Genomic DNA, 26,255 nt, shown 5'->3' with positions numbered 1-26,255 from the left:
CTATTTTTTCTCGAAGTTCGACAGAATATGACTTCATTTAAAAGTATTTATATTTTAATCTAGTGTACCTCATAACAGACGGAAGTGCTGTATGCATCTCGTGTTTGCGTTCTCAAAGGTACTAAGAACAACAAACGGCGGGTGTTTCCTTGCAAAGAAGGATCAAAGCTACAATCTCTGCTTCTAGAGATTCAACCCGACTCCCCAGACCCAAAAGGACTGATTTTTAAAAGCAAAGCAGGGCAAAGAATGAATTTAAACATTTTGGATAAATGCTGGAGGGCGCACGACACCAAAAGCTATCGCTATAACGGTGTAGTCGCAGAATTGGCTGACCAAGGCGTAGTTCCTTACTTAAAGGCTTATAGCACTCGGCACACCTTCGCCACTTGGGCGATCGCTTCGGGAGCATCTCCTGAAAAGGTAGCCTACTGGATCGGCGATAACGTCCAAACAGTTTTGAGGTACTACTGTCACCCAGATGTCACCAAAGCTGAGTGTCCAGACTTTTGAACGCTACTCACCTGCTACTCAAAAACGGGTTGAAAATGCTTGTAATCTAGTTGGGTGGCAATTCCAAACTCATTTCACCCAACAAACCCTTGCGAAAATCTGTTAAAAGTTGCCTTGCAGCTCGCTCTATATCACCTTTGTAACGATGCTCCGCTAAGGCGTGCAAATAGACATCTCCGGTGTCTGATACCGAATCGAGTTGGTAGCGGGACTGTAATGGTTTTTTTGGTAACAAATCTGTAGCTACAGCTTCCAAATAGTTTAGTAAATCCACTAGGGCTGCTGCTACTAGCTGATTATCGTAAGATGCTTCACCGATATCATCACAAATGGCTAATTTCAATGCTGCATCTTGGTCTTCCAACCTTACAGGGATGACACCAGGAGCATCTAGCAATTCCAAATGTTCGGAAATTCGCACCCAGCGCAGTTGGCGAGTTACCCCAGGACGGGCTGCACTTTCCACTACTCGCTTTCCTAACAGACGGTTAATCAATGCTGATTTACCGACATTGGGAAAGCCAATCACCACAGCCCGCACTGGACGGGGTAACATGCCGCGATCGCTTCTTCTTTGATTAAGTTCTACCCCAGCGGCTTGTGCTGCCCGTGCCACTTCTGCTATACCTTTACCATGTTGAGCATTGGTAAAATAAGGGACTTCTCCCTGACGTTTAAACCAATCTATCCACAGCGATCGCATTTGTGGCGTAATCATATCTACTCGGTTAAGTATCAACACCCGTTTTTTACCCTCCACCCACTCGCCTATTTGGGGATGGTGAGTCGCTAAGGGAATCCGGGCGTCTCGCACCTCAAACACGACATCTACACGCTTCAGCTGTTCTTTGAGCTTCTTTTCAGCTTTAGCAATGTGACCTGGATACCATTGAATCAGGTTTAATCTATAGTTTTGAGTTATAGCCATAGTCAATTACCAAATAAATTATTATTACTTATCAATTATCATTCACTATGGCTTGATGTAAAATCAGACGATTGCCATCAGGGTCATAAGCATAAATTTCTCTGCCGTGGTCAGCAATGGAAATCTTTCCTGGTGGGGGATAACCCAAAGCTGTTAGGTGAGCGATCGCATCTTTTAAGTTACTCACCTCTAAACACAAACTTATTTTACTTTTGGCGAGCGCTTCAAATTCCGATTCGTTTGTGTTCTTGGGTTTAAAAATACCTAATCGCATACCAACCAAATTAAACTCAGCATAGATATTCGGAATCAAAATAATTGGCTTTTGCTCCAGAAATCTAGTATAGAAATTCACTAACTCCTCACAATTAACCGATGCTATGGTGACAAATGCGTTAGTGTACTGGAAAACCATATAAGCCTTAAGTTATTTGATTTTTTTGAAACTCTCACTTTTCTAAGGTTCTTACACTCAGGACTTGCGGTGGTGTCGAATCTGGTGGATAAATCACATCTATCTGTACTATCCGCTTAGTCGAAGGTGGAAGTACAAGCTGCACCAATGGTTCTAAGACCTGACCAGTTCTGTGCCATAGATGTACATAGCGCGTCTTTTGTTGACCTTGGTCATCAAAGTAGCGTAGCCGCACTGTACCACGGAAGAAAGGAAAATCTAGGGATGGTTTGCGAAAACGCACACCACCTTGAGATAATTTATCTTCCTTCAAAGGTGTTTCCAAAGTAACAGTCACAGTCTGGTTTTGGTTGGTATTGTTGGTTAAGGGTAAGGTGAGTTTATATTCCACCGCATAATTGCCATGTGCTTCGTATGCCGTATCTGGATAACGTACCAGCATTTTGGCCGTTTGGATTTGTTGAGTGCCCAATCGACCATTTCGCAATGTGTCTAAAGTATAGGAAATAGCTTTGCCAGGCTGGGGAATAGTTAGAATTGTGGTTTGGGGATTATCCACCAACTTTGCTTGCCACTGGGAACCACTAGACACCCCAGCTACACGCCCATAAATCAGTACGCCACTGGTAGCATTTGGAGGAGTAGGGGTTTTATCTCGCGGCCCGGCGAAGTTCCCGGTATTTAGTAAAGCTTGCCATTCTGCAAGAGTCGGTGGGCGTTCTGTATTATCAGAATTTTTCTTGGCAAACATTGCTAAACTTGCCGCATAAACTTGATCGCTACTACGCAGCCGCATAAAAGTAGAGCGACCATTCACCGGCTTTTCTAAATTTCGTACAGGAATAGGATGATTTAGCAACATCCGGCTTTGTCCTGGGGGAATTATCAGCTTTGCGGGAAAATCTGCTTGTCGAACACCTCGGAGAACATCACTAACAGCGCGATCGCCTGGCCCTGAGTAAGCCTTACCATCATTATTTTCAATGTAGGGGGATAAGGTAACAAAGGGCGCATCTTGCATCAAATAACTCGCCGCTTGCAATACATCTAGTGTTACAGGTTTTTTACCAGGGTTATGCACTATTACGCCCAAATATAACGTTTGTAAATCCTTGGGAGTGTGGGAGTAATGGTGAGCGAATAAGTCAAAGCGTCCCTGAAAGGGAAAATTGAGGTGTGCTGCTGGAACTTTTTTACCATTTGTTGGAAAGGTAGAAAGTAAAATACCTTCAGTTTTAATCCATTCTGGGCTATTGCTGTTAAAAACGGGTATTTTATCCAACTCACCTGGTAGAGCCAGAACTTCTCCTGGTTGCACAATTTCTTGGGGTGCTGGCTTTGGTGAAGTTTGAGCGATCGCTGAATTATCTTTATCAGCTGTGCATCCAAAGGTTTGAGTTATGGCAAATCCTAATAGAAGTATGAATACAGGTGATGGTAATTTAGCTAGCATAAATTTGAGCGTCAAGAAAGCTGTGGTGTCAAATATAACAAGTTATTACTACAACTTCCTAGAAGCGGATTTCTGAGAATGCGATCGCCCTACAGCCTTTCTCCTAAAGGAGACGCTGTTCGCACTCGGGCATTCTACGGCAGGCGTTGGCGCAGCTATCGCTATTAAATTTTAAGTCTAGTGCCAAGTTCAGTATGTGGCTTTGATGTTCAAAGGGAGTGTCGATGGTTTAAGCGATCGCGTGACTGCAAGTGCGTAGCACTTGCAAAATATATGTTTGATTTCTGACCTTTAATCTCTGCGTAAACATTAACCCTTACCTTATTACTATCGCTGCTGGCAGACTGATATAACTCTATATCTAATGGCGGGCTTTTTCTTCCATCATGATGTTTTATGCCTTTTACGGAGAAGGCTAAAAGGCAAAAGCCTATTTGATATTTTCTCTATATATGAATAGTTAGAAACTATTTAACTACCTTTACTCTAATTTATTTATTATCATTTATTTTTCATTTACATGTGGTGAAGGAAGTGCGATACGTCCATGAAAGCAATGATAACGATAAGAAAAGTGTTCTAAATAAGGGCTTTCGAGAACTGTACGCCTTTGAGTTTGTTTAGTTTTTAATTGATCGTATAAAAATTGGGAATCTATACCAAAAACTTGTTTAAAATCTACCGTTAATTCTGGCAACCCTTGCTTAATTAGCTCATATTCAGGAGTAACTTTTTCAAAAAAATGGTACTGTTCATGCCTATTGGTTTTTACTAGGTTCCATTGCTGTGAATTCATGTCAGAATTAGCTTTGTTTGAGCGAATATCCTCAGCAGCATAAACTTCACATAAAATTATAGAATTTAATAATTTATTTGGTTGAGACTTGTTTTGTTTAGCCTTATAGTCCCAATCTAAATCACAGTCTTGGCTGACCACAATTGCATAAGGATGCATTTTTCGTATAAAATCAAGATTCTCAAAGCTTGAAGAGGTTTCATTTGGAACAGGTTTAAATTGAACAGGTTTAAACTGTATTACTCCACTCAAAATCTCTCCTTGCCTAAGAGCCTCTGTTTCATTAGAGGCTCTATAAATTTGCTTTTCTGGCATGGCAAGAATCAATCTAAATCTAGGACTAAAGGTCGTCTAACTTCACTTGATGATATAGTTCCTTTAATTACTCCTAATTCTTGAGGTAGGTTATTCTGTAGCCAATCATACTTACAAACATTATAATATTCCACCATGGTTTCAAGTGCTTCAGATGCTTCTTGTAAGCCTTCTGGAGAAGTAGCAAAAAGTATATTGAGTAGTGTCAAACACTTAACCAATAGAACTCTGTTGTGATTAAACTGATCAGACCATTCACCACTAGTAGATGATTCAATTGAAACTTGAATTTTTAAACTAGGAGTGCCAGACGCTGAGGTCTGTGAATAAGGATTCTGGGTAGCAGTTGATATAACCTTATACCGTTGCCCAATTATATTTTCGCCGTTAGTGCCACCAGTTGTTATTTGCATAGAATTATATTGCTTGGGGTCGCATAGCTCTATGTAAATCGTTGGTGATGCTCCAGCGAAAGAGATTTCTGGCTGTACGGTTTGATTTTTCGAGTATGTTCCAAACATTTTCACCTCTTTCTATCTTCTCTTCAGTAAAAAAGTCAGCATCTAACAAATAAGCTGTTTCATCTATGCTTTTCTCTGTGTCCCTAACCGCAACAAGCCCATGATTGAAATTAACTTGACCAAATTCGGTTTTTAACTGTAAATTTTTAACAAAGTATTGAATTGAATCTGCTATTTCTGGGGTGTATAATTCATTAGCAATATGTTCAGGTATTAATTCAGACCATTCTTTGTCTTTAATATTTAGTTTTGTTCTAATGATTAAATCACGATATCTTAATCCTATTCGTGAATAAAATGATGGATTATATATTCTTTCAAACATTTCTACAGCAGTTATGAATTTTTTAACAAAAGTTTCGTATCTTTCATATTTTGTCGTAGCAATAGTTATAGAGTTTTTATCTATAGAAAGTTGCCAACTTAAGTCCTCTGATTTGAATTGATAAGTCAAATCACTTGTAATATTTGGGCTAAATTGGGTTAAAAGATTGGACAGTTCAACTGGTATTTGTAAGTTTCTAGACGCTTCAAAAATTGGGTATTCAAACCTAACACTATCTTGAAAGTCTACAGGCTGTTGACTAGCAATTTTCAAGATAGTTGGAAACCTAAGTTGACCAATAACCTCAATTAAAGGGTTATACTCATAAATTACTCTTTCATAGTCTGGGAGCTTCATGTTTTAAAACTTTTCATCACCAATTAAAACAACCTTTATTCTTATAGATTAGCCGACTTTTGACTATTAAGTCAGTGATGGTTGCCACACTTGATAGCGACAGATTGCAAACCGTCTTGAGACCATAACTAAACAATCTACACTCACGTGACATGCTGTTCCGAAATTGTAACTGCTTGATACAGATGATAACCTGTTATGGGTAAACCATCCTTCCACCATCAGCTAACATACCCCTGCAATCGCTTCTCTCTTTCTTCACAATCAGGCAAATAAGCAGACATAAAGCACTTAAACATCTTACCGTGGTTGGGAGCGAGGAGATGCACCAGTTCGTGAACAATGACGAACTTGCCTAGCTCTTTCGGTAAGTCTAGCAGTTCAGTATTCAAGGTTAAACGTCCTGTGGTGAAGATAAAGGCCCTTCCTACAACAACATAAACCGCTTACCTTAGAAATCGCTAAAACTATCATTAATACCAAAGCCAAAGGGGACTTTAATGATAAACAGCAAGCTCATATAGCAATCCTACTTGATTTTTGATTTGTGAGAATTACAAGCTACACATCCCCGACTTCTCAAAGAAGTCAGGCATTTTGTTTTTGCGCGTTTGATTCCAGATTGCTATATCAAACGCAAAAACTTTATCTTAGACAGAATTAATAACCTACTTTACGAAAGTCCATTGTATAGACATGACAGTTAATCTGTTAACGCAGACAAACAATTTGGCAATTTACAAATAACGAGCGCGGAGGGATTTGAACCCCCGACCCACAGAACCGGAATCTGTTGCTCTATCCACTGAGCTACGCGCCCTTAATCTTCCATATTCTAGCACGTCTGTGATCAAATTTGCAGCCTAGAGAAACTTGGTTTTTGGGTTCAAAGATAATTAGCTGGATCTACGGGTGTACCATTCCGACGAACTTCAAAATGGAGGTGGGGGCCAGTTGAGAAACCTGTGGAACCGACAGCAGCGATCGCTTGTCCGCGTTCAACTACTTGTCCTTCGGAAACATACAACTCGCTGGTATGTCCATACAGTGTAGTCATGCCATTGCCGTGGTCGATAATTACAGCTCTGCCATAACCACCATACCACCCAGCAAAAATCACTCTTCCCGAATCGGCTGCCCGAATTGTACTACCATAGCTAGCGGCAAAATCTAACCCGGCATGAAAGCGACGATAGCCGAGGATTGGGTGTATCCGCCAGCCGAAGGGACTGCTAGTAGGAGCATTACTAGGATATGCCATTACACCAGTTCCCCGAATGATCATGCTTGTCCGGCTGTTGGTTTTTGCTTGCGCCTCTTCTGCTGCTCTAGCTTCTGCTACCTTTTGTTGAATCAAGATTTCCAGATTTTTGGATTCCCTCTCTAGCTGGTTTTGCGCCGCTTCCAAGGCTAGGCGATCGCTATTCAGACGTTGAATCAATTCTGATTGTGACTGCGCCTGAGTTTGATAATCGGCTTTTTGTGCCAACAGTTGCTCACGAATCAAGGCAATTTCGTTTTTTTGCTGTTCTACGTCCGTTTTCTGTTTATTGATATGGTTTGCTTGAGCGTTGAGTTTTACTAAAATTTGTTCGTCTGCCTGATACACTAACTTCAACTGATGACGGCGGCTGATAAAATCGCTGATATTTTCACTTTGGAGCAAAACTGCCCATCCAACAGATGCAGGCGATCGCTGGAGATAACGCAATCGTGCTACTGTTGCTATTTGCCGCTCCTCATAGTCACGTTCCGCTACAGCTAAATCAGCTTCTAACTGGTGGAGGCGTTGGGTAGCCAATTGTAATCGTGATCCACTCTCTTGAATGTAGCTGTCTGTGGTTTGCAGATTTTGCTTTAAACCAGTGAGGTGTTTTTGGGCCTCTTGTTGGAGATTTGTTAAGCGATCGCGATCGTTAACCACACTCTGATGCTGCTGGTTCATTTGTTGCTGCTGTTGTTGCAAAGTATCAATAGACTCTGTGGACGTTGCGTGGGCTGGAATTAATGCCAAATAAATCCATAAAATGCAGCAAAATGCAATAGATAAATAGCCAAAAATCTGCTTTTTTCCGATAAATCGCGCTCTCATAGTGTGCAGCCCAACCAAACCGATGCTTACAAACCTATGAGGATTATTCCCAAAATCTGATTCACCTACTCCAACGCATTATTAAATTGGTCTGCCAAGTTGTAAGACAACTGACAATTCAGTCCATCTGAAAAAGCCCACGAAAAACCTAACCCCTTCCCGACGCGGGAAGGGGGAAAGTTCAAAATTTCTCTCCTAAAAGGAGAGAGAAATAGAAGTGAGGTTTTCCAGATCCCGTGAAAAGTCAGGTAATACAAGGATTCCAGCTATGTCAGTCCCTAAGCAGGTATATCAGCCGATGAGATGTATGAACGCACGTATAGTAATTCTCTTAATTACCTTGGTTTTTCCAGGTTTGGCAGTAGTGGGAGTATCGCTGTATTGGTTTAATCTCGATTATGCAGCACTGATCAAAGCTGAAAGGTATGTGCAAAAACTGGTAGAGGTGGGAAAAGTAAATGATAGACAGTTAAAGTCCGCCGATCATCGCACCTACATTCATTGCATCAATGTGTTTGCCGATGGGACTTGGGGATTACTGGGAGGAGTAATTGCAGCGCTAGGCATACATGGATTAGTCACTATTAAAGAGAATTCCTAGTTATCTCATTATCGATATTCTCTTCAAATTTGCGGATCGGGCGATCGCCACTTTATAAATGCCTTGCTGCTATGGAACAGTAAATCGAAATATTCTTCCAGCGCTTGCAGCATGGCAAGTATCACCTGTGATTTTAGCTATTGTACTGAAGAGTTTAGTCAATCAGGCATGGGAACTGTTCTGCAACAGTGAGGAAATGGTTTGGTTAAAAAACCGAGTGATTCCTCACTGTGCTAAATCAGCCTGTGGCAGTACCTCCTAATCGGCGTGGAAACGGAAGGCTACCTGTCAACGAACTGACTCAGTACAGCATTTGATTAATTCGTAGCGAATTAAATTTGGCAATACCTTACAATGCCAATGCATCTCAATACAATGTTAATGCGTCCCTCTGCAATGCCAATGCATCTTGATACAATGTTAATGCGTCCCTCTGCAATGTTAATGTAGTCGGCTGCATTATTAATGCGTTCCTCTGCAATGCCAATGCGTTCCTCTGTAATGCCAATGCGTCCCCCTGCATTAAGAACGCTAGGCTTTTACGCAAAACTGTACTAATAAATTGATCTACTACCGCGTTTACTCAAAGCTAACGTCAGTCAGCAAGGTGAAAAGTTGCTAGGTGGTAAGCACATCCAAGGTAAGCTGATGAGTAAAGTAGTAAACCTCTTGTTCACTGAAACTCATAACTCAGCACTCAGGACTGATGCAGAACAAGCAAGAAAAAATTTCGCAAGTGGTAGTGACTGCTGGGCAGATGCGCGATATTGAAGAGCGGATCTTTGCAGCAGGAATGCCTGTAGTAGCTTTGATGGAAAAGGTGGCGGGATTAATTGCCCGTCGCATTCAAGATATCGCCCTAAATCCCCTTAAAAAGGGAGACTCTGTTCCTTCTCGTGTCGGAATTCTTGTCGGCCCCGGTCATAATGGCGGGGATGCTTTAGTAGTAGCCCGGGAATTACACTTTCGCGGGTATAAAATTTGGATTTATTCTCCTTTCTCTAAGCTTAAGGAATTAACTTCGCAGCACTTGCAGTATGCTCAGAGTTTGAGCATTCCAATTTATCAAACAATTGAGCAACTACCAGATTCTGATTTGTTGATTGATGGCTTGTTTGGGTATGGTTTAGAAAAAAACCTCACCGATCCCATTGCCTCTGCAATTAATCAGCTAAATGAATTGCCTGTGCCGATTTATAGCATCGATTTACCTTCAGGTTTACACACCGACACTGGCGTTGTATTAGGAACTGCGATTCGCGCCACTCACACTTTTTGCTTGGGTTTATGGAAACTAGCTTTCTTCCAAGATCAGGCGCTGGAATATCTCGGCAAAGCTGAGTTAATCGATTTCGATATTCCTTTAGCTGATGTAGAAGCTGTTGTCAAAGATGCACCCAGGATTAAACGTATTACATCAGCAACGGCACTTGCTACTTTACCCCTACCCCGTCCAGCAGTCACCCATAAATATAAAGAAGGACATTTACTGTTGATTTGCGGTTCGCGGCGCTATGCAGGTGGAGCAATTTTAACTGGTTTGGGTGCTAGGGCTAGTGGTGTGGGGATGCTTTCGATTGCCGTACCCGAATCGCTGAAATCTCTTTTGGTGTTACACTTGCCAGAAGCGTTAATTGTCGGTTGTCCAGAGACGGAAACCGGAGCGATCGCCCACCTACAACTACCAGAAAAAACTGATCTGAGTTTCTTTAATGCGATCGCTTGTGGCCCCGGTTTAACACGAGATGCTACTCCAATTGTGGAACAGGTTATAGAAAGCGAACGCCCTTTGCTTCTCGATGCCGATGGTTTAAATATCCTGGCACAAATGGGAGCGATCGCCACCTTAAAAGAACGTCTTGCCATAACCGTACTCACACCCCACACTGGCGAATTTGAACGATTGTTTCCTGATGTCGCCGATGCCAAACATGACAGGGTGAAAGCAGTACAAGAAGCAGCGGCGCAAAGTGGGGCTGTAGTGTTGTTGAAAGGGGCGAGAACTGCGATCGCAAACCCTCAAGGTGCCGTTTGGATTGTTCCTGAAAGCACACCCGCCTTAGCACGTGGCGGTAGCGGCGACGTGTTAACTGGGCTACTGGGTGGATTGTTGGCCCAAGCAGCAACTAAACACATTCCCGTAGAAGATATTGTGGCAACTGCCGCTTGGTGGCATTCACAAGCCGGTATTTTAGCAGCCCAAGAGCGTACCGAATTGGGTGTAGATGCATTTACATTGACACAATACTTAGTGAAAGCTCTAAGCTAGTCAATTCCCTCGTTCCCAGTCTCCGACTGGGAATGCCATCCTAGAGGCTCTGCCTCTAATTTAAATAGAAAATCATGGGACGCAACCGCTACCACGTACTAGGAACCCAGCCCCACTTCCTCACCTGCACAGTTATAAATTGGATACCACTATTCGGCAAAGTTGAATTTACACAAATTATTTTAGATTCCCTCAATTTTCTGCAACGTCAGCAGCGTTTAACCTTATACGCTTACGTAATTATGGAAAATCATCTCCATATAATCGCCTCAGCCACTAGTTTATCTAAAGAAATAGGAAACTTTAAATCATTCACGGCTCGCTGTATTATTGACTTACTTGAGAAAAATAATTCCAACTACATACTTAACCAGCTTGAGTTTTATAAATTAAAACATAAGACAAGACAAGAATATCAACTTTGGCAAGAAGGTTTCCATCCACAGGTAATTCTGGATGAGGAAATGTTGAGACAAAAGTTAGATTATATTCACAACAATCCAGTCAGACGTGGTTATGTAGATGATCCGGCACATTGGCGGTATTCTAGTTGCCGCAATTACATCGGGCAACTAGGTTTATTGCAGGTAGAGTTAATTGATGTGTGAGGCAAGGCGGAGCCTTTAGGATGGCATTCCCAGTCGGAGACTGGGAACGAGGAGATCAGCCATTGACTAAATACCAACCCTGTAGCGCCAGGCGTTGAATTTCGCGCCAGGGAATATTATGTTTTCGAGCTAACTCTGCACAATCTTCATATTCTGGCTGCACATTAACAATAACTTTTTCTGGTAATTCTCCCTTCCATGCTATCTTGACACGCACTTTGCCATATTCAATTTCCACTTGTTGAATTTCCCGTTGTAAAATGGCGCGTTGCTGAGTTGTTCGCCGAATGCCCAAAGTAGTGGTTTCGCGAAATAAAACCGCTTCACAACTGAGTAAATTTTCTGGATGACAAATCACAGTCAGCAAAATCCCTGGACGAGACTTTTTCATGCCGATCGCTTGGGTAAAAACATCCACTGCACCAGCCGCAAACAACGCCTCAAACACATAGCTGATCGCTTGCGGGTTTAAATCATCAATTTGGGTTTCTAGTACCGAGATAGTTTCTAAATTTGAGCTAGTATCTTCAGATTCACTGAAATTAGACTGTAAACTTGTGCTTTCACCCAACCAGAGGCGTAGAATATTGGGAATGGGTAAATTTATGGTTCCTGCTCCTAGTCCTATCTGCTTGATAGCGATCGCAGGTGGTGAACCAAAGTCTTTTGCCAAAGTAGTAGCGATCGCGGCCCCTGTGGGTGTCACCAGTTCTCTGTCAATTCCATTGCTATAAACTGGACAACCTCGCATTTCCCACAGCTTTAATACCGCTGGTACTGGTACTGCCATCTGACCATGTGCAGCCCGAACAGTACCACCACCAGTCGGGAACGCCGAGCAGTAAAGTAAGGGCCATCCTTCCTTATTGCTCTCAATCCCCAACCAATCGAACCCCAGGCAAGTACCTACAATATCGACGATCGCATCTACAGCACCCACCTCATGGAAATGAACTTTTTCAGGCGAAATGCCATGCACCGCCCCTTCTGCTACTGCTAACTGTTGGAATACCGCCAAACTCCAAGCTTCTGCCCGTGGTGGCAACCCCGCTTTGATAATCATCTCCTCTATTTCTGGCAGGTGGCGTGTGTGATGGTGACTGTGCTCGTGGTCGTGATGATCGTCTACTAAATCCACATGGACTTTAGTTGCCTGCTGACCATTCCGTTGGACAAATTCCGCCCTTAACTGATATTCCTGTTCAATACCCAACTCATTGAGTTTTTCAATTAAATACTCCACAGGAACACCCAAACTTACCAAAGCACCCAGGCACATATCACCAGAAATCCCTGTCGGACATTGAAGATAAGCAATTTTATTCATAATAAATTAGTCATTAGTCATTACTTATTCTCTCTTATCCCCAATTCCCAATCCCTCTATGGCAAAAATTTTCCCAGTTCATCCGGATAATCCTCAAATTCGCCGAATAGAGGAAATAAAGTCGGCGCTTTCTAGTGGCGCAGTCATGCTTTACCCTACTGATACAGTCTATGCGATCGGTTGTGATTTGAATGCCAAGTCGGCGGTAGAACGAGTGCGGCAAATTAAACAGCTAGCAAATGATAAACCACTGACATTTTTATCTCCCTCGCTTTCAAATGTGGCAACTTATGCCTTCGTAAGTGACACAGCCTATCGGATTATGAAACGCCTGATTCCAGGTCCATACACGTTTTTGCTCCCAGCAACTAAATTAGTACCGCGATTGGTGCAAAGCCCCAAGCGGAAAAGTACTGGAATTAGAGTACCAAACCATACTGTGTGTTTGGAGTTGCTGGCAGCCTTGGGCAATCCGATTATTTCAACTTCAGCACATCTGCCACCAGATGAAGCAGATAATGGCATGATTCGGATAGATCCAGAAACTGTTCAGTCGCGGGTAGAGCTATTTGACCGTTTGGACAACTTGGTAGACATAATTGTAGACACTGGCGAGGAACCTACATACGAAGTGTCAACCATTTTGGATATGACGGCAGAGGAAGCAGTAATTATACGGAGGGGTTTAGGTTGGGAAGCAGCAGCAGCATGGGTATAAAAATAAAACTTCACAGGCACAGCTCTCCGTTTCGGAAATTGTGATAAAAACGACTCCAGTTTTGAAATTGTCATATTTAAAGGCGATGTCTACGATGGGCACAGATGCAATAACAGGATGGTGGTAACAGTCGGTACAGCAAGGGATTTGACAACTTTGACAAAATGACGGGTACTCATGTTCCCGCGTAAATGTGGCGGCTTGTGAAAAAACCGACACATTGCCATAACTGTAACTCTCTCGTATTTCCTATAGTTTTATATATGAGCTTTAGATGTGAGCATTACATGCGGCAAGTCTTAATGGATGAATGCCCAAAGATTCTCCAGCCAAGGCTAGCCTTGATTGCTGTGTCTGCGTTGTAATTACGGTGCAATACTACTCCCTGGAAAAGTCATGAAAGCTAACGTCATTAATCTACCAAACTCTACACCTATTTTTGATAATCACCTTTCGACCGAAGAATTTTCAGACAGCAGCAGCGGTAACTTGATTGAATTGCTGTGTGAGGAAATGCAAGCACAAGTGAAAGCAGCACCCAAGTGCGTAGAAGCTTTAGCAAAGCGCATAGCCGTAGAAGTAGAACGCATTTGCGACAAAAGCTCTCGTATCCAAACATCTGGGCAAATCAAATCCTGGCAGATGACGTTGGGAAGGCATCGGATGCAAAAGTGCTTACGTTACTACCAACTAGGTTCCAAACAAGGGCGGGTGGAATTACATAGCAATTTGGGTGCTATGGTTTACCGCCATGTAACTATATCTGGCTCTGAGTTGGGCTTTGAGGCTCGTTACAGCCTGATTGAAGATTTTTTACAAGCATTTTATATCGAAGCTATCAAAGCTTTCCGCAGAGAAAACGAACTACCTAATGATCATACGCCGCGTACTCAGCTGCAATTAGCTGAATATATGGCGTTTACAGAACAGTATGCCAAACGCCGGATCAATTTACCTGGTGGTGCAAATCAGCAATTGATTATCTTGCGCGCCCAAGGTTTTGCTCGTCGTCAGCCGCAAGAAACTACCGTGGATATTGAAATGGCGGTAGAGTCTGCCAAGGGTGAAGAAGCAGAATCTTACCAGCGCAACTCGGCGGTGCAACAGCTACGATCGCAGATGATTGCCCAAACTAATTTCGATCCATCAGAAGAGTCAGAACGCGATCGCGTCATCACTGAATTGATGAAATACCTGGAGTCTCAAGGCCAATCTGACTGTATGAACTACCTCAGCCTGAAACTCCAAGACCTCTCAGCCCCAGAAATTGACCAAATTCTCGGTTTAACTAGCCGTCAGCGCGATTATCTCCAACAACGCTTTAAATACCATGTGGAAAAGTTTGCCAAGCAACATCACTGGCAATTGGTACATCAATGGTTAGGTGCAGGTTTAGAGCAAAAATTGGGTTTATCTTCCCAGCAGTGGGAAATCTTTGTAAATCAACTCACAGAACAGCAACAGCAAATATTAGAGTTAAAAACTGCCCGACAAAACGATCAAGCGATCGCCAAAGCCATCAAATGCACTCCCAAACAACTACAAAAGCGCTGGACTCAACTCTTAGAACTAGCATGGGCTATCCGCAACGGTCATACTGAAGCCCAGACAGGCTAAAGCTAAGGCGAAATCACTAAAATCTATCCAAGCTCAATTCCAGTTATTAGAGAGGTTAGGAAAAAGGTTAAGGGGCAAAGAGAAAAGGAAAATTCCATTTCTTTCATACTTCCCTGAATTAGTAACTCGTTCTTGATCCCAATTATTAATACATTTGTATTTATCTAGTACAAAAATACCAAAACTTTCGGATTTTTTGCCTATTAATCCAACCTTGTTTAGTCAAAATCAAAAATTCATATTAAGCAACTGATTATTTGTTACTGCTTCTGTGAAATCCTATAATAAGCAGGACTTTTGGCAGAGGGATTGATGATGGCTCTGACTCAAGGCGGACGGGCAAATAAGTCTGGGAATATTTTAGAAGGAAATGTAGAAGCAATCTTAAATGGGCATAATTATTTCCAAGTAGGGAACTATGTCCCAAAAGAATTTATATTGAATGCTGCTTTATTACCAAAACGTTATGGAAAAGAAGTTTATATTGGAACTGGAATTTATCATACCGTTCTGAAGGTTGATTTTTATGTTATTGGCTCACCTGCAATGCCATCTGGTTTAATTTTCGAGTGCAAATGGCAAGAAAGCCCCGGTTCGGTTGATGAAAAATTTCCTTACTTGAACATGAATATTCAGAATTATTACCCTGCACCAACTATCGTGATTTTAGGCGGTGAAGGTATGCGAGAAGGCGCAAGCAAATGGCTAAAAGCACGAGTTAATGATAATCATAATTTATTAGCAGTTTATAGCTTAGACAGATTCATTGCTTGGGCAAATAAAAATCTTTAAAAGATGTAATTAATAGTTCGTAAATCATGCCTCTATTTTTTATGTTTGAGTTAATTGATCGGGCTGCTTTGATTCTGTATGTTTCAAAATTGATATCAGTATAAATTTTACTAATAAATTCACTATCAGAATTACATACCATAACTTTGACACCACGACTTGCCAACTCTGCACAAGTATCTCTTAAAAGTTCTTGGTCTTTTTTACTAAAACAATTTTGATTATAAGCAGTAAAATAGCTAGTGTCACTGATAGGATGATAGGGCGGGTCAAAAAATACAAAGTCATCACTGCTAGTCGCATGATTTAAGACTTCTGTAAAATCTGCTTGTCGGATTTCTCCATGAGAAAGTGCTATTGAGGCTAGTCTCAATAAATTTTCATGACAAATATTGGGATTTTCATATCTGCCTAAAGGTACATTGAATTTGCCCTGTGAGTTAACTCGATAAAGACCATTAAAACAAGTCTTATTAAGATAAATAAGACGAGCAGCTTTTTCTATCTCAGTACCACTAGAGTTGTTTCGGACACTATAGTAGTAATCTTTATTATGTCGGATTTTATGCTCTTTCAATATAGAAATTAATTCCTCAACATGATCTCTAACACAACAATAAGTGTTAATTAATTCCGCATTAATATCAGTTAAAATTGCTGCGGTTGGTCGAAGATAGAAAAAAACAGCACCCCCACCTAAGAATGGTTCATAGTAATTTTTATAACTCTTGGGAAAATAAGGAATATATTGCTGTATCAACCTACTTTTACCCCCTGCCCACTTTAAAAATGGACGTGGGCTAGTTTCCTTGGGGATTTGAATTACCATTTACCTACGATTTAACTGAAAATAATCGTCACTAAATAAAGCCAATATAACCGACGAGCCATATTTTAGATTAACCGGCTAATTTTCTAGCCGCATAGATTACAATTGAGTAGATAAAGCATATCAAAAGAAACGTAAGTATATAACAAGGCAGTTTACATTCAGATGTTTGACGGATTTTGGGATAACGTCTTTCGCTACCCCCGGTACTTAATTACTATCGTCTTAGGCCTGTTTCTGAACACCTTTGCGCCATTAGTGCCACTGTTGAAGCGCCCAGTCACCTTGATCGCGATCTTGGGTTTATTTGTGGGCAGCCTAGTCTTCCTTACTTTCACCCTACGAGCAATGCTGGGCTTGAGTACAATCTAGACTAGCGCTATATCGGGGTTGTGCCCCACAGACGGTTGCTCTTGGCGTTGCTGACGCTAAGTACTGTCTACCCAACTTACATCTATTTTTGTTGTACAACCTCTGTGAGGAGGCGAAATTTCTATGGCTACAAATCGCCGGGTTTCCCGCGTTGCTGAACTGATCAAACGGGAAGTTAGCCAAATGCTGCTCAACGGCATTAAGGATGACCGTGTGGGTACAGGAATGGTAAGTGTTACTGATGTTGATGTTTCCGGCGATCTCCAACACGCCAAAATCTACGTCAGTATCTATGGTACAGATGAAGCTAAGGCAGAAACAATGGCAGGCTTAAAGTCGGCCACGGGTTACGTCCGCAGCGAACTTGGGGCGCGGGTACGGCTACGTCGGACACCAGAGGTCATCTTTCTCGAAGATTGCTCCATAGAACGCGGTAATAAAGTACTGGCACTACTAAACCAACTTAACCATGAGCGTCCGCCAGAAAATCTCGTATCAGTAGAAGACAGCACAGATGAAGATGATGAATCATCTAGTGAATAAGTGACTTAAATAACAATGTAACTTCAGAACAATTAATCTCAGCAAATCCGCCAAACAGTTTACAGACGTGACTAGATCGCGTCTGTTTTAATGTAACCATAATCTACTTCAGCTATCGGTAGTTGCATGTATACGCTTTCTGTTTATCGTAAATCAAAGGGTTTAAGACCCCATCTCCTTTTGAGAGAGGCTAACGCCAACGTCTACACGTAGCTCGTCCTCAACGGTTACGCTCTGACTGCATTCAGTTTCAGTCAGGGGTTAAATAAGAGTCTGAAACTCTCTTCTCTACCAGAGGTTGGACGAACAATTTTGAATTTTGAATTTTGAATTTTGAATTGTTAAGTGTGTCCTAATTACGAATTAATATTACTCCACCCTTTTACAGATGTTTATCAAAAGAAAACTGTGTGATATTAGTGCTGAAAATAACCAATATATTACGGTTTTACTTAATAAATTGTTAATAAATGCTGGGATAAAAGCCTTCGTAGTGGACTTTAACCGTTATGTTTTGCAACAGTTTATACCCTAGTATCTGACAAATATTCTTGTGTTGTTTACCCTTAGATAAATACCAGCAGTTCTAGATCCAGCTTTAAGGTGATTATTTGATATGTAAGCGATGCCTGCGGCGAGCTATTCGGCTACGCGATATGAATTCTTCCTACCTGCCAAATCTTGCCTAAATTCAGTGATGGCAAGACTTTTAGACTTGTTGAATAAAATCATCCAGTCACCCTAGCAGGTTAAGTTAACTACAAGGAATTTTTTTTGTAAAGCGGATTTTCGATAAATGTCAGGATTTGTTGACTTTCTTAACATTTCTTGAAATATTTTCCGGATATGTAGCGTCAAAATAAAAATAGTTCCGTATAGCAAACTACAAAATCCTAGCCACAAGTCTAATTTCTGTAATGTTTGTTCCTAATTATTAACGGGAACACTATCGTAAGTGTTAATTTGTGAGTAAAAACCATGAGTGTGAATACGGTGCCTTTTATCAATTACTACTCTCTAGATGTGATTCAAGACGAAGCACGCCGACTGGTGCAAAAGGGAATGGTTAGCAGACAACAGCCAATATATACCCTCTGCCAATATATTCCAGCGAGAGAGTGGGTTTGCGTTGAATGTGAATTAGAGAAATGTGACTTTTTGTTACGCGATCGCATTGGCGACCTAATTGGTCGTGAACAGTGGGACAACGACTAATCAATGTTTGTAATTTCGGATTTGGGATTGGGACCTGATTTTTGATGTGTAGATGTCACCATCAACGATTCGACGCCCAATCTGGGGAATAATCTCTGGTTTTTGATGAGCATTGCCCCATACAGAATCTTGCGTTTTTGATTAACACAGAAGCATTTGAGTCTGAATTTATACAATTGTTTAAGTTGAAGTAGGTATCAGAACCATTTGTTCTGTATATCTGGTGCTACAGCTTTAGTCTATTGTGTAAATTCTGTGAAGTTCCTACATTGATCTGATAAAAGTGGAGGAACTTCACTTTTGACTCGTAATTCATTACATCGCTTCCCTCAAGTGAGCGATAGTTTGCTTGCTGTTCAAAATAAAAATCCGTCCTGAAAAGTTTGCTAAGTTGGGCTAACCGACACCAGTTGCTACAACAGATAGTGCAGCGTAAAGCCTTCTCTTCTCCGTTAGCGCTAGCCTCTCCCAATGTGAAGAAGGGGAGACGTTGTTTGCGTTTGCTCGTTAGCAAGTCAGACGCTCTCTACCAGACGCTGCGCTATCGGAGCTTCGGGAACCTTTGCAAGCAAATGGCTCAACTTTCGCAAAAGCCAAAGTTTGTATAGGATTCTTTCTTAAAAAATCTCGAAAAGCATAACAAAATCATGTGAACTATTATCCTACTTGCTCTAAATACTGATTAATGTCTTCAATGATGCGGGTAAGTTCAGCTTCAGTAGTCAAGCGGATGTTGACGTTGCGGACAGTCAGCAAAACTTTGGCTGCGAAGGGTGTTGGCCAGATATTAGGATTACAGAAAATTTCTAAAAATACTTCACCCGTATAACGATATTCCAGGGGAGGCTGGGGAGTGACTTTACCGCCGCCAGGAGTAGGTTTAGCGGCGACAGCTTTCAGGCGCTCCATCAGTTTATCCGTCGCTGTCTTTAATTCTCGTGCTGCTTGGGGTGAAAAACTGAAGGAGACAGAACCTTCAATTAAGTTCAAGGTTAGAGGAGTTGAAGACATATATTTTTTCTTAAAACTTTTTGATAAGTAACACTGTGGTCAATATTATTGCACAAGCTGAAGCAAGTGTGAATGTCAAAACGCTCAATAACAATAGATTAAGTAAAGCGAGGCAAAGGTATTTTCATAAATACCTTTTGTTTGGGTTTATAGACTTCAAACATCAATTCTCAACAGATTAACAGGAAAAATGCAGTTCCTATTTAAAGCGTTGTCCACAAAATGAGTGCTGTATTCCGGCAGGTTGTTTAACCGATGAGCAACAAAGCAAGCGAGTTAAAACTTCCATCTTTATGAGATTATCAATCACTTCCCCGCATTTTGAATGAAGCACTTGATTCAGAACTCGTAGGAAATTGTTGCCTGCACATTCATTGGTGCGCCTGGATAGACTAAGGTTCGCCTTGTAGCAGTCTCGTAGTATTCTGTATCAAAAAGATTATTCACGTTGATACCAACTCTCCAGTTGTCTCGGTGGTAAAACAAGGCAGCATCAGTACGGACATAACTGGGAATCTGAAAGTTGCTGTTAGGAAACTCGCCTTGCTGTTCGCCCACAAAGACTAGCCCAAATCCAAAGCCTAATCCTTTGTAGTCACCGCTTTGAATTTCGTAGGTTGTCCACAGGTTCGCCGCATTTTTGGGAACGTTCTGCAAAAGTTCACCCACTGGAATATCATTGTCTTCGGTGACTCGCGCATCGGTATAAGCATAGCCTGCAATGATATTCCATCCTGGTAGGATTTCGCCCCCAATGGTGAACTCAACCCCTCGACTACGCTGCTCACCGATTTGGAGCGAGAAATTGATCGGATCAACAGGGTCACTAGTTAGCACATTGCTCTTAGTAATCTGAAAAGCAGCTAACGTGGCAGACAGCTTATTGGTGATGTCTGCTTTGATGCCAACTTCGTATTGGTTGCCCCGCTCAGGCTCAAAGAGTTCTTGAGTTCGCGATCGCCCAATCACCGGCGTAAAGGATTGACTGTAGCTGGCATAGAGAGAAATCGGTTTAATAGGCTGATAGACAATGCCCACACGAGGGCTGAACGCTTGATCCCCCTGAAAAAAGATATCAAGACTATCGTACTGTTCGGTGAAGTCAAATCGTCCACCGACTAGCAAGTGCAAATTGTCGGTAATGTCAATCTGATCCTGAATATAAATGCCCAAGCTGTCTGTGAAAGTTGTGCCATAGCTATTGATTTGGACATCTGGTCGAGTAACAGTGTAATTTGGGTTAAAGATATCGATTGTCGGTAATCGAGCACTACCAGATGTAAAATAGGAGGTTGCACGACTAAGATCAAACCCGACTAATAACTGATGTTTAATGGAACCTGTGGCAAATTTCCCAATCAGATCAGTCTGCATTTCATAGTCTTGGAGCAGAAATACATCATCACTATAGAGTTTGTCAAGAAAGCGATCATCACGGAAGTCAGCATCTACGTATGTATAGCCGCCGGACTGATATGTATTATAGAAAGAAAAGCCATTGCGAAGCTGCCAGTTATCACTGAACTTATGCTCAAATCGGTAACTCGCCTGATATTGTTCCTCAGTAAACCTGTCTAGGGATGGATAGAACAAGGCTCGATTAATCGGCAGTACCAGAGAAGCATCACTGAGGGCTACTACACCAAAATCAACCACTGGATCGTTGTAGGTATAAGAGAAGTCAACCGTTAAGGTTGTATTTTTGCTGATGTTCCATTGCAGGACAGGAGCCACAAAAAATCGCTGCTCACTTACAAAGTCTCGAAAACTGCCATTATTTTGATAGGCTGTATTAAGCCGATACCGCAAATTGCCGTCATCAGTTAAGGGTCCTGAAAAATCAAGCTCTGAACGGTAAAAGCTGAACTGCCCCCCTGTGAAGTTGACACTATAATAAGGTTCAGTCAGAGGCTGTTTCGTCACAGTGTTAATAACGCCTCCGGGCTGCAATTGCCCAAACAAAACCGATGCCGGTCCGCGTAACACCTCAATGCGTTCTATATTCGCAAGATCCACATCGAAGGGTGCGATGGCACTGCTAGTACGAAACCCATTTCGGAGGTTGAAATCTTGTCTAAATCCGCGAATAACAAAAGCTTGATTTTGACCAAAATACTGTGAGACACCGGGAGCATTATTTCGCACTGCATCTTGCAGTCGATTCACGCCTTGATCTCTAATCACCTGATTGGGAATGACTTGAATTGATTGGGGAATGTCTCGCAAGGGGGTGTCCGTTCTTGTCGCTGTTGTCGCATTTGGCGCATTATAGCCATCCTGCTCCCCTGTCACTACCAACTCAATCGGCTCATCCTCTAGACGGGAAAGCAAAATATCCTTGGCATAATGAATACGGGTAATGGTTTGAGCCTTTAATCGTGGGGATGGTTGCAGTCCATCCTGCTCTGCCAAGATGGGAGCGAGTTGCAGTGCCATTAATTCTTGGATCTTTCCTTGCAAATACATCCGCTTTATCATCCCTCGGTAAGGACAGTTGACGATTTGCTGCGCCACTCCTTGGATAGCTGTCGTAATTTGGGGGTAAATTAATGTCTGCCAATCATTGCTTTTTGTGAGAAACTTCAACTGGGGAGAAATGTCTCCATCCTCTGCGGGGAAAAAGGTTTTCAACAATTCAGGAGGCATATGGATGTCCACACCCATGTAGCGACCTTTCGGACTCCCCATCAACATGGCTCGTTGCACGCCGCTACCAGAGATAAGGGTGTATCCTTCCCCAATCTGCCCTCCTAACTCTTCAAACCCTTTGCCTGCTAGGAGAACTTGGAATTGCACGGGATGATCCCATTCAGAAGTTTTTTCTAAAGAGTCATAGTAATTTTCTGTATCATAAATTGAAAGCCAAAGATTGGGATGTACTTCAATCTCTCGCTCATATCCTTTAGCCTCCCAGCTATGCACTTGATGAATAAACTCATCAGGTTCTGGGTTTTGCAGGTTGTTCATTTCAGCTTCTAAGCCCTTGTTGCTGCGCTTTCATGGTAATAGCATTGCTGGCGATTGATAGTAATTTTAATGTTAATAATTAGCAATAATTTTACAGTAACTAGCGCAAGCTCTGATGAGAATTGGATAACGTTTGAGCAATGCAAGGGTTTGGGGAGCCGCCAGGAGCGATAGCTAGCCTTAGACAGAAGAATGCTCGCAGATTATGCAAACAGAATGGAGCGATCGCACTACTCAAAGCGTTTGATGATTAGGCGTTCCCGATCAAGGGTTGCCGTAGGCATCGCTGATCTAGCTGATATAAAATAGTCCCAAGCCAAGCTCTAGTCCTTTCAAAATTTCAGATTGAAAGGAATAAGTTGTCCAGAGACTCGCTTGATTATAAGGCACATTACTCAATCTATCGCCTATAGAACCCATTTGGGATCTTTTCTAAACATATAAGGGTTACAAGAAGGCTGTTTTAAACAACCTAGTAACCAGGGGGTGGGAAATCATAGAGCAATTGCTGCAAAAGTATGAAATCCGGCTTTGCACAAGACTTGCAGACGGAAAAATAGATCCCAAATGGGTTCTATAAGAAGAACGTTATCTTCAGTTACTTCTGCATTAGTATAAGCATAGGACGCGATCGCCTTCAGCCCTGGCAAAATCTCACGCACAATAACATTCAGCAACCTATACGCTAAACTGAATTAGCAGCCAATAAGTTGAATAATTTTTGGTAAGACTAAAATAAGTCTATGAATTTGCCTCAAAAAGCGTTTAAATTACTAGAGACTATTAACCATAAACACAAAAATCAGTAGAATTTTTTCATGCAACGAGATTCGATATTTCACAAACTTTTTCAACAGTCTTCCACTTTGCTATTTGGACTGTTGACAAATCCTCCAATAAATGCAGATAGTTATCGTTTTGATTCAGTCGCGTTTTTGGCATGATGCTGAACCAATAACCAACATCATGCTGCGAGTCAAAATTCCCAACTGATAGAACCAATTATTGCCAAGGGCGCACCTCTTTGAACATATAGTCTTGAATTATCCTGGCTGGCGCTGTACTGCGATTTGTGACTTGCAATTGAGTTCCAAGAGGCGTTTCTAAAATCACCTCCACACCTTTAGAGGTGGGATTTGCTTTAACTCCCGTGATTGGTACAACTTGGGTTGCAGGTGTTGAGTTTGGTGTTGGTGACTGTACCAACATAATTGCGCTAGTTGCGGGAAGTTCAATTTCGCTCAGTTGGGGAATATTTTTGTTGGCTTCTCGAACATCCTTTACCACTTCCCCACCTTTTGCAGGAGTGCTGATCAAAATAACAACTGTACTTGTCAGCACCAAACTTTGAAAAAATTTATCTAAATTCATTTATCCACCTACACTCCCTCACACCGCTTGACAGTATTAAGAAAATTTCTTAACTAAACTGGTAGTGTATGCATAATAGGGGATTTCTATTTTTAATTTGAACGCTAGAGGGATTTTTTTTGAACGCTAGAGGGATTTTTGGCAATTCTGAAAGTACTGTTTGGGATTCAAGCCGAATTTTTTGCGAAAAGCTAAGGCAAAGTAACTGCGACTATCAAAACCTACGCTCGATGCCACTTCTTCAACCTTCATTTCTCCTAATGCTAGAAGTTGTCTTGCTTTTTCCAGTCGATAGTCGTGCAAATATTTAAATGCAGGTGTCCCAAAAACTTGACGAAACCCACGCTTCAATTTAAATTCATTTAGCCCTACTTCTCGTGCTAACTCTATCAGACTGGGTGGATTTTCTAGATTACACAGCAAAATTTCCTTAGCTTGGTAAATTCTGTCAACATCGCTCAAATTCTTGCCTGGAAAGCTATGATAATGTATATCCTGCTCCTGAAATTGCTGGAAATGAAGCGTAATCAATTCCATTGCCTGACTTTCCAGATACATTCGCTTCATCAAGCCTTGATAGGGACATTGTAGAATTTTAGATAACACCGTCCACATTTGCTGTGTGATTTCCCCTTGCTGGTAGTAAGGCTGTACCTTACCATCAATCACAGCTTGGCGCAGGTAAATTGGTATCTGTTCTAACTCTTCTTCGCCAAAACTTTGAAAAAATTCCTGCGGTTCGATTTCAAGATAAATTCGTAAATACTTCTCTCCAGCTTTCCACCACTCAGTTTCTTTGAGATCGCAGTTACATTCTGAATAGTATTTTCCTACTGATTCGTCAGTCTCGTCAGTTAAACCGTGGCGTTCCATTTTAACTTTTCCTGAGATAAAAAAGCTCAACCCAAATCGAGAATCATCCAAGTTATCTCTAATCAATACAAGATCATCAATCAACTCTTCTTGGTGTATATAAAGAGATAAGCTATTGCGTAAAACTGCCCAGTAGTCATATAAATTACACACATCTGGAATCTTCGCAGACTCGATAGTTTCAAAACCCTTTGATTGACTGGAAACTTTGCTATTTTCCTCACTTTCTTGCCAAAGTTCATCCCAATCTGTAGTTGTAAAAATTTTTGTCATGGTTTAATGATAATATTTATCATCAAATAATAAATATTCTTAATTGTTGCATGAAGTTGACTATGAAAAAAATGAGTGTATATCAAGTCGCTTGTCGTAGTTCTAAATCCTAGTCCTTTGTCAGTTAATTACGGCGTGGCTGTGACATTTCTATTGAGCGTAGACGCTCAGGGGTGAGGCAGGGCTGTTTCATTCCCTAAAACGGTTAAAATTGCAAGTGTTGAGGGGATAAAAAATTATGGGTGCAAATCTGATTGAACAACTGCGGTAAATAGAAGACTTTAGAACGACTGATGGTAGAAGACATCCACTAATTGCCGCTTTCGAGATCAAAGGTGCTGTATTCAGCTTTGATTCCCTACATTGCCAAAAAAAACTTGCAAGTTTTTTATAGACAGTGGCAACGATTACGTAATTGCCGTGAAAAACAATCAACCAAAACTACATCGTTATATTCAACGCCTTGCAGCATTTACAAAACCAACGAGTCGTTATATACAAACCGAAAAAACTAGGGATAGACTCACAACACGTAGCGTTGAAGTTTTTGATGATTTGGATGGAATTGACCCGCAATGAACTGGAATTAAGTCTTTGATTCGAGTGGAAAGAGTCGGAACACGAGGGGGTAAACAATATCATGAGATTGTCTATTATATCTAGTAGCCTGATCCGCATAGCAAAAGAATTTACCTGTGGTATTCGCGGTCATTGGAGTATTAAAAATTGCCTCCATTGGGTTAAAGATGTAGTTCTCAAGGAAGATGATTCGACAATCCGTCTGGGCAACGCTCCAGCAAATCTCTCGATATTGAGAGCGATCGCTCTCAATATACTCCGCCGAAATGGTCATACTTCCATCACAATTGCTCAGAGATTTCTCTCTAATGATATTGACAAACTTCTTATCCTTGTGAAATGAAACAGCCCTGCCCAGGTAGGGGGATCTTGTGACATGGCGATCACAATAAATTCTACGTTGATGATATAGATGTAGAGCCAATTTATTTGTTAAAGATGACTTTTATCAACACTGGCACAATTCACGCCTTGATAGTAGCGCCTGAAATGGACTCTGCAAGAATTGCTATTTGCTGGGTAAATTGGGATATAGATGCGGAAAAATTTTCTGTGTAAACTTGACCAGCAAATGG

General features: G+C 41.6%; 26 protein-coding genes, 1 tRNA gene and 3 pseudogenes. 14 read left to right on the top strand and 16 right to left on the bottom strand.

Annotation, left to right across the window (positions count from 1 at the left end):
• Positions 1-84: 84 nt before the first annotated feature.
• On the top strand, positions 85-513 hold the full coding sequence (locus V7K49_RS17930; protein WP_335206663.1) for a tyrosine-type recombinase/integrase: 429 nt from the start codon (positions 85-87) through the stop codon (positions 511-513).
• Positions 514-559: 46 nt separating this feature from the next.
• Here the strand turns inward: V7K49_RS17930 and ylqF are convergent, their stop codons facing one another.
• The 9 genes from ylqF to V7K49_RS17885 all read right to left on the bottom strand — a co-directional run bounded on the left by ylqF (position 560) and on the right by V7K49_RS17885 (position 7,715).
• Entirely contained in the window at positions 560-1,441 is an 882-nt protein-coding gene (gene ylqF / locus V7K49_RS17925; RefSeq protein WP_273762691.1) for a ribosome biogenesis GTPase YlqF, read from the bottom strand.
• Positions 1,442-1,472: 31 nt separating this feature from the next.
• Positions 1,473-1,856 carry a VOC family protein gene (locus tag V7K49_RS17920; RefSeq protein WP_335206662.1) on the bottom strand — a complete coding sequence of 128 codons (384 nt, stop codon included), beginning with the start codon at positions 1,854-1,856 and terminating at the stop codon, positions 1,473-1,475.
• A 34-nt stretch (positions 1,857-1,890) separates the two neighbouring features.
• Positions 1,891-3,309, bottom strand: coding sequence for a DUF3370 domain-containing protein (locus V7K49_RS17915; protein WP_335206661.1), 1,419 nt, complete (start codon positions 3,307-3,309; stop codon positions 1,891-1,893).
• 505 nt (positions 3,310-3,814) lie between these two features.
• Positions 3,815-4,420 carry a hypothetical protein gene (locus V7K49_RS17910; protein ID WP_335206659.1) on the bottom strand — a complete coding sequence of 202 codons (606 nt, stop codon included), beginning with the start codon at positions 4,418-4,420 and terminating at the stop codon, positions 3,815-3,817.
• Positions 4,421-4,428: 8 nt separating this feature from the next.
• Entirely contained in the window at positions 4,429-4,833 is a 405-nt protein-coding gene (locus V7K49_RS17905; RefSeq protein ID WP_335206658.1) for a hypothetical protein, read from the bottom strand.
• A gap of 4 nt (positions 4,834-4,837) precedes the next feature.
• On the bottom strand, positions 4,838-5,623 hold the full coding sequence (locus V7K49_RS17900; protein WP_335206656.1) for a TIGR04255 family protein: 786 nt from the start codon (positions 5,621-5,623) through the stop codon (positions 4,838-4,840).
• A gap of 221 nt (positions 5,624-5,844) precedes the next feature.
• Positions 5,845-6,039 (bottom strand): M48 metallopeptidase family protein, encoded by a 195-nt coding sequence (locus tag V7K49_RS17895; protein ID WP_335206671.1) that lies wholly within the window; start codon positions 6,037-6,039, stop codon positions 5,845-5,847.
• A gap of 331 nt (positions 6,040-6,370) precedes the next feature.
• Positions 6,371-6,443 (bottom strand) — tRNA-Arg (locus V7K49_RS17890).
• Between the two features lie 66 nt (positions 6,444-6,509).
• Positions 6,510-7,715: a murein hydrolase activator EnvC family protein gene (locus V7K49_RS17885; protein WP_335206655.1), complete on the bottom strand. Its 1,206-nt coding sequence runs from the start codon at positions 7,713-7,715 to the stop codon at positions 6,510-6,512.
• A gap of 307 nt (positions 7,716-8,022) precedes the next feature.
• Here V7K49_RS17885 and V7K49_RS17880 point away from each other — a divergent pair, with 307 nt between their 5' ends.
• The 4 genes and pseudogenes from V7K49_RS17880 to V7K49_RS17870 all read left to right on the top strand — a co-directional run bounded on the left by V7K49_RS17880 (position 8,023) and on the right by V7K49_RS17870 (position 11,193).
• Complete coding sequence (locus tag V7K49_RS17880) at positions 8,023-8,316, top strand: hypothetical protein (protein ID WP_335206670.1); 294 nt, start codon at positions 8,023-8,025, stop codon at positions 8,314-8,316.
• Positions 8,317-8,898: 582 nt separating this feature from the next.
• Positions 8,899-9,087 (top strand): annotated as a pseudogene (locus V7K49_RS34700) (hypothetical protein); the annotation flags it as partial.
• Complete coding sequence (locus V7K49_RS17875) at positions 9,023-10,585, top strand: NAD(P)H-hydrate dehydratase (protein ID WP_335206653.1); 1,563 nt, start codon at positions 9,023-9,025, stop codon at positions 10,583-10,585. The pseudogene V7K49_RS34700 and the gene V7K49_RS17875, both read left to right, overlap by 65 nt.
• Before the next feature lie 74 nt (positions 10,586-10,659).
• Positions 10,660-11,193, top strand: coding sequence for an REP-associated tyrosine transposase (locus V7K49_RS17870; protein ID WP_335206652.1), 534 nt, complete (start codon positions 10,660-10,662; stop codon positions 11,191-11,193).
• A 55-nt stretch (positions 11,194-11,248) separates the two neighbouring features.
• Here V7K49_RS17870 and larC read toward each other — a convergent pair whose 3' ends face one another.
• The gene (larC, locus tag V7K49_RS17865) at positions 11,249-12,520 is read right to left on the bottom strand and encodes a nickel pincer cofactor biosynthesis protein LarC (protein WP_335206651.1); all 1,272 of its coding nucleotides are present in this window, start codon (positions 12,518-12,520) and stop codon (positions 11,249-11,251) included.
• Positions 12,521-12,578: 58 nt separating this feature from the next.
• Here larC and V7K49_RS17860 point away from each other — a divergent pair, with 58 nt between their 5' ends.
• From V7K49_RS17860 to V7K49_RS17850, 3 genes are all read left to right on the top strand, one after another.
• Positions 12,579-13,238: an L-threonylcarbamoyladenylate synthase gene (locus tag V7K49_RS17860; protein ID WP_334869034.1), complete on the top strand. Its 660-nt coding sequence runs from the start codon at positions 12,579-12,581 to the stop codon at positions 13,236-13,238.
• Positions 13,239-13,634: 396 nt separating this feature from the next.
• A complete protein-coding gene (locus V7K49_RS17855) occupies positions 13,635-14,855 on the top strand; it encodes a HetZ-related protein (protein ID WP_335206649.1) in 1,221 nt (406 codons plus the stop codon).
• Positions 14,856-15,170: 315 nt separating this feature from the next.
• Positions 15,171-15,647, top strand: a complete 477-nt coding sequence (locus V7K49_RS17850) for a PD-(D/E)XK nuclease superfamily protein (protein WP_335206669.1) — start codon at positions 15,171-15,173, stop codon at positions 15,645-15,647.
• Here the strand turns inward: V7K49_RS17850 and V7K49_RS17845 are convergent.
• Positions 15,619-16,476 carry a DNA adenine methylase gene (locus V7K49_RS17845; RefSeq protein WP_335206647.1) on the bottom strand — a complete coding sequence of 286 codons (858 nt, stop codon included), beginning with the start codon at positions 16,474-16,476 and terminating at the stop codon, positions 15,619-15,621. The genes V7K49_RS17850 and V7K49_RS17845 overlap by 29 nt on opposite strands.
• Before the next feature lie 165 nt (positions 16,477-16,641).
• Between V7K49_RS17845 and V7K49_RS17840 the strand changes: the two genes are divergently transcribed.
• The 3 genes from V7K49_RS17840 (at position 16,642) to V7K49_RS17830 (ending at position 18,606) form a co-directional block, all read left to right on the top strand.
• Positions 16,642-16,848: a DUF751 family protein gene (locus V7K49_RS17840; protein ID WP_273762674.1), complete on the top strand. Its 207-nt coding sequence runs from the start codon at positions 16,642-16,644 to the stop codon at positions 16,846-16,848.
• Between the two features lie 123 nt (positions 16,849-16,971).
• Positions 16,972-17,391 (top strand): 30S ribosome-binding factor RbfA, encoded by a 420-nt coding sequence (gene rbfA, locus V7K49_RS17835; RefSeq protein WP_335206646.1) that lies wholly within the window; start codon positions 16,972-16,974, stop codon positions 17,389-17,391.
• Positions 17,392-18,369: 978 nt separating this feature from the next.
• Positions 18,370-18,606 carry a DUF4327 family protein gene (locus tag V7K49_RS17830; RefSeq protein ID WP_273762671.1) on the top strand — a complete coding sequence of 79 codons (237 nt, stop codon included), beginning with the start codon at positions 18,370-18,372 and terminating at the stop codon, positions 18,604-18,606.
• A 657-nt stretch (positions 18,607-19,263) separates the two neighbouring features.
• Here the strand turns inward: V7K49_RS17830 and V7K49_RS17825 are convergent.
• The 3 genes from V7K49_RS17825 to V7K49_RS17815 form a co-directional block, all read right to left on the bottom strand.
• Positions 19,264-19,617, bottom strand: a complete 354-nt coding sequence (locus V7K49_RS17825) for a hypothetical protein (RefSeq protein WP_334820504.1) — start codon at positions 19,615-19,617, stop codon at positions 19,264-19,266.
• 339 nt (positions 19,618-19,956) lie between these two features.
• Positions 19,957-22,584 (bottom strand): TonB-dependent siderophore receptor, encoded by a 2,628-nt coding sequence (locus V7K49_RS17820; RefSeq protein WP_335206645.1) that lies wholly within the window; start codon positions 22,582-22,584, stop codon positions 19,957-19,959.
• A gap of 494 nt (positions 22,585-23,078) precedes the next feature.
• Entirely contained in the window at positions 23,079-23,261 is a 183-nt protein-coding gene (locus tag V7K49_RS17815; RefSeq protein ID WP_335206644.1) for a hypothetical protein, read from the bottom strand.
• 141 nt (positions 23,262-23,402) lie between these two features.
• Between V7K49_RS17815 and V7K49_RS17810 the strand changes: the two are divergent.
• Positions 23,403-23,516 (top strand): annotated as a pseudogene (locus tag V7K49_RS17810) (DUF2887 domain-containing protein); the annotation flags it as partial.
• 127 nt (positions 23,517-23,643) lie between these two features.
• Here V7K49_RS17810 and V7K49_RS17805 read toward each other — a convergent pair.
• A pseudogene (locus V7K49_RS17805) lies at positions 23,644-23,871 on the bottom strand (hypothetical protein); the annotation flags it as partial.
• A 210-nt stretch (positions 23,872-24,081) separates the two neighbouring features.
• On the bottom strand, positions 24,082-25,101 hold the full coding sequence (locus V7K49_RS17800) for a helix-turn-helix transcriptional regulator (protein WP_335206642.1): 1,020 nt from the start codon (positions 25,099-25,101) through the stop codon (positions 24,082-24,084).
• A gap of 363 nt (positions 25,102-25,464) precedes the next feature.
• Here V7K49_RS17800 and V7K49_RS17795 point away from each other — a divergent pair, with 363 nt between their 5' ends.
• Positions 25,465-25,680 (top strand): hypothetical protein, encoded by a 216-nt coding sequence (locus tag V7K49_RS17795; protein ID WP_334869051.1) that lies wholly within the window; start codon positions 25,465-25,467, stop codon positions 25,678-25,680.
• A 61-nt stretch (positions 25,681-25,741) separates the two neighbouring features.
• Positions 25,742-26,023, top strand: coding sequence for a hypothetical protein (locus V7K49_RS17790; protein WP_335206641.1), 282 nt, complete (start codon positions 25,742-25,744; stop codon positions 26,021-26,023).
• Positions 26,024-26,255: the final 232 nt, after the last annotated feature.

Source organism: Nostoc sp. (assembly GCF_036919675.1).
In the GTDB taxonomy this organism is placed as follows: Bacteria; Cyanobacteriota; Cyanobacteriia; order Cyanobacteriales; family Nostocaceae; genus Nostoc.
The sequence above is the reverse complement of the archived record's forward strand: the minus strand, read 5'-3'. Positions and strand labels throughout refer to the sequence as shown.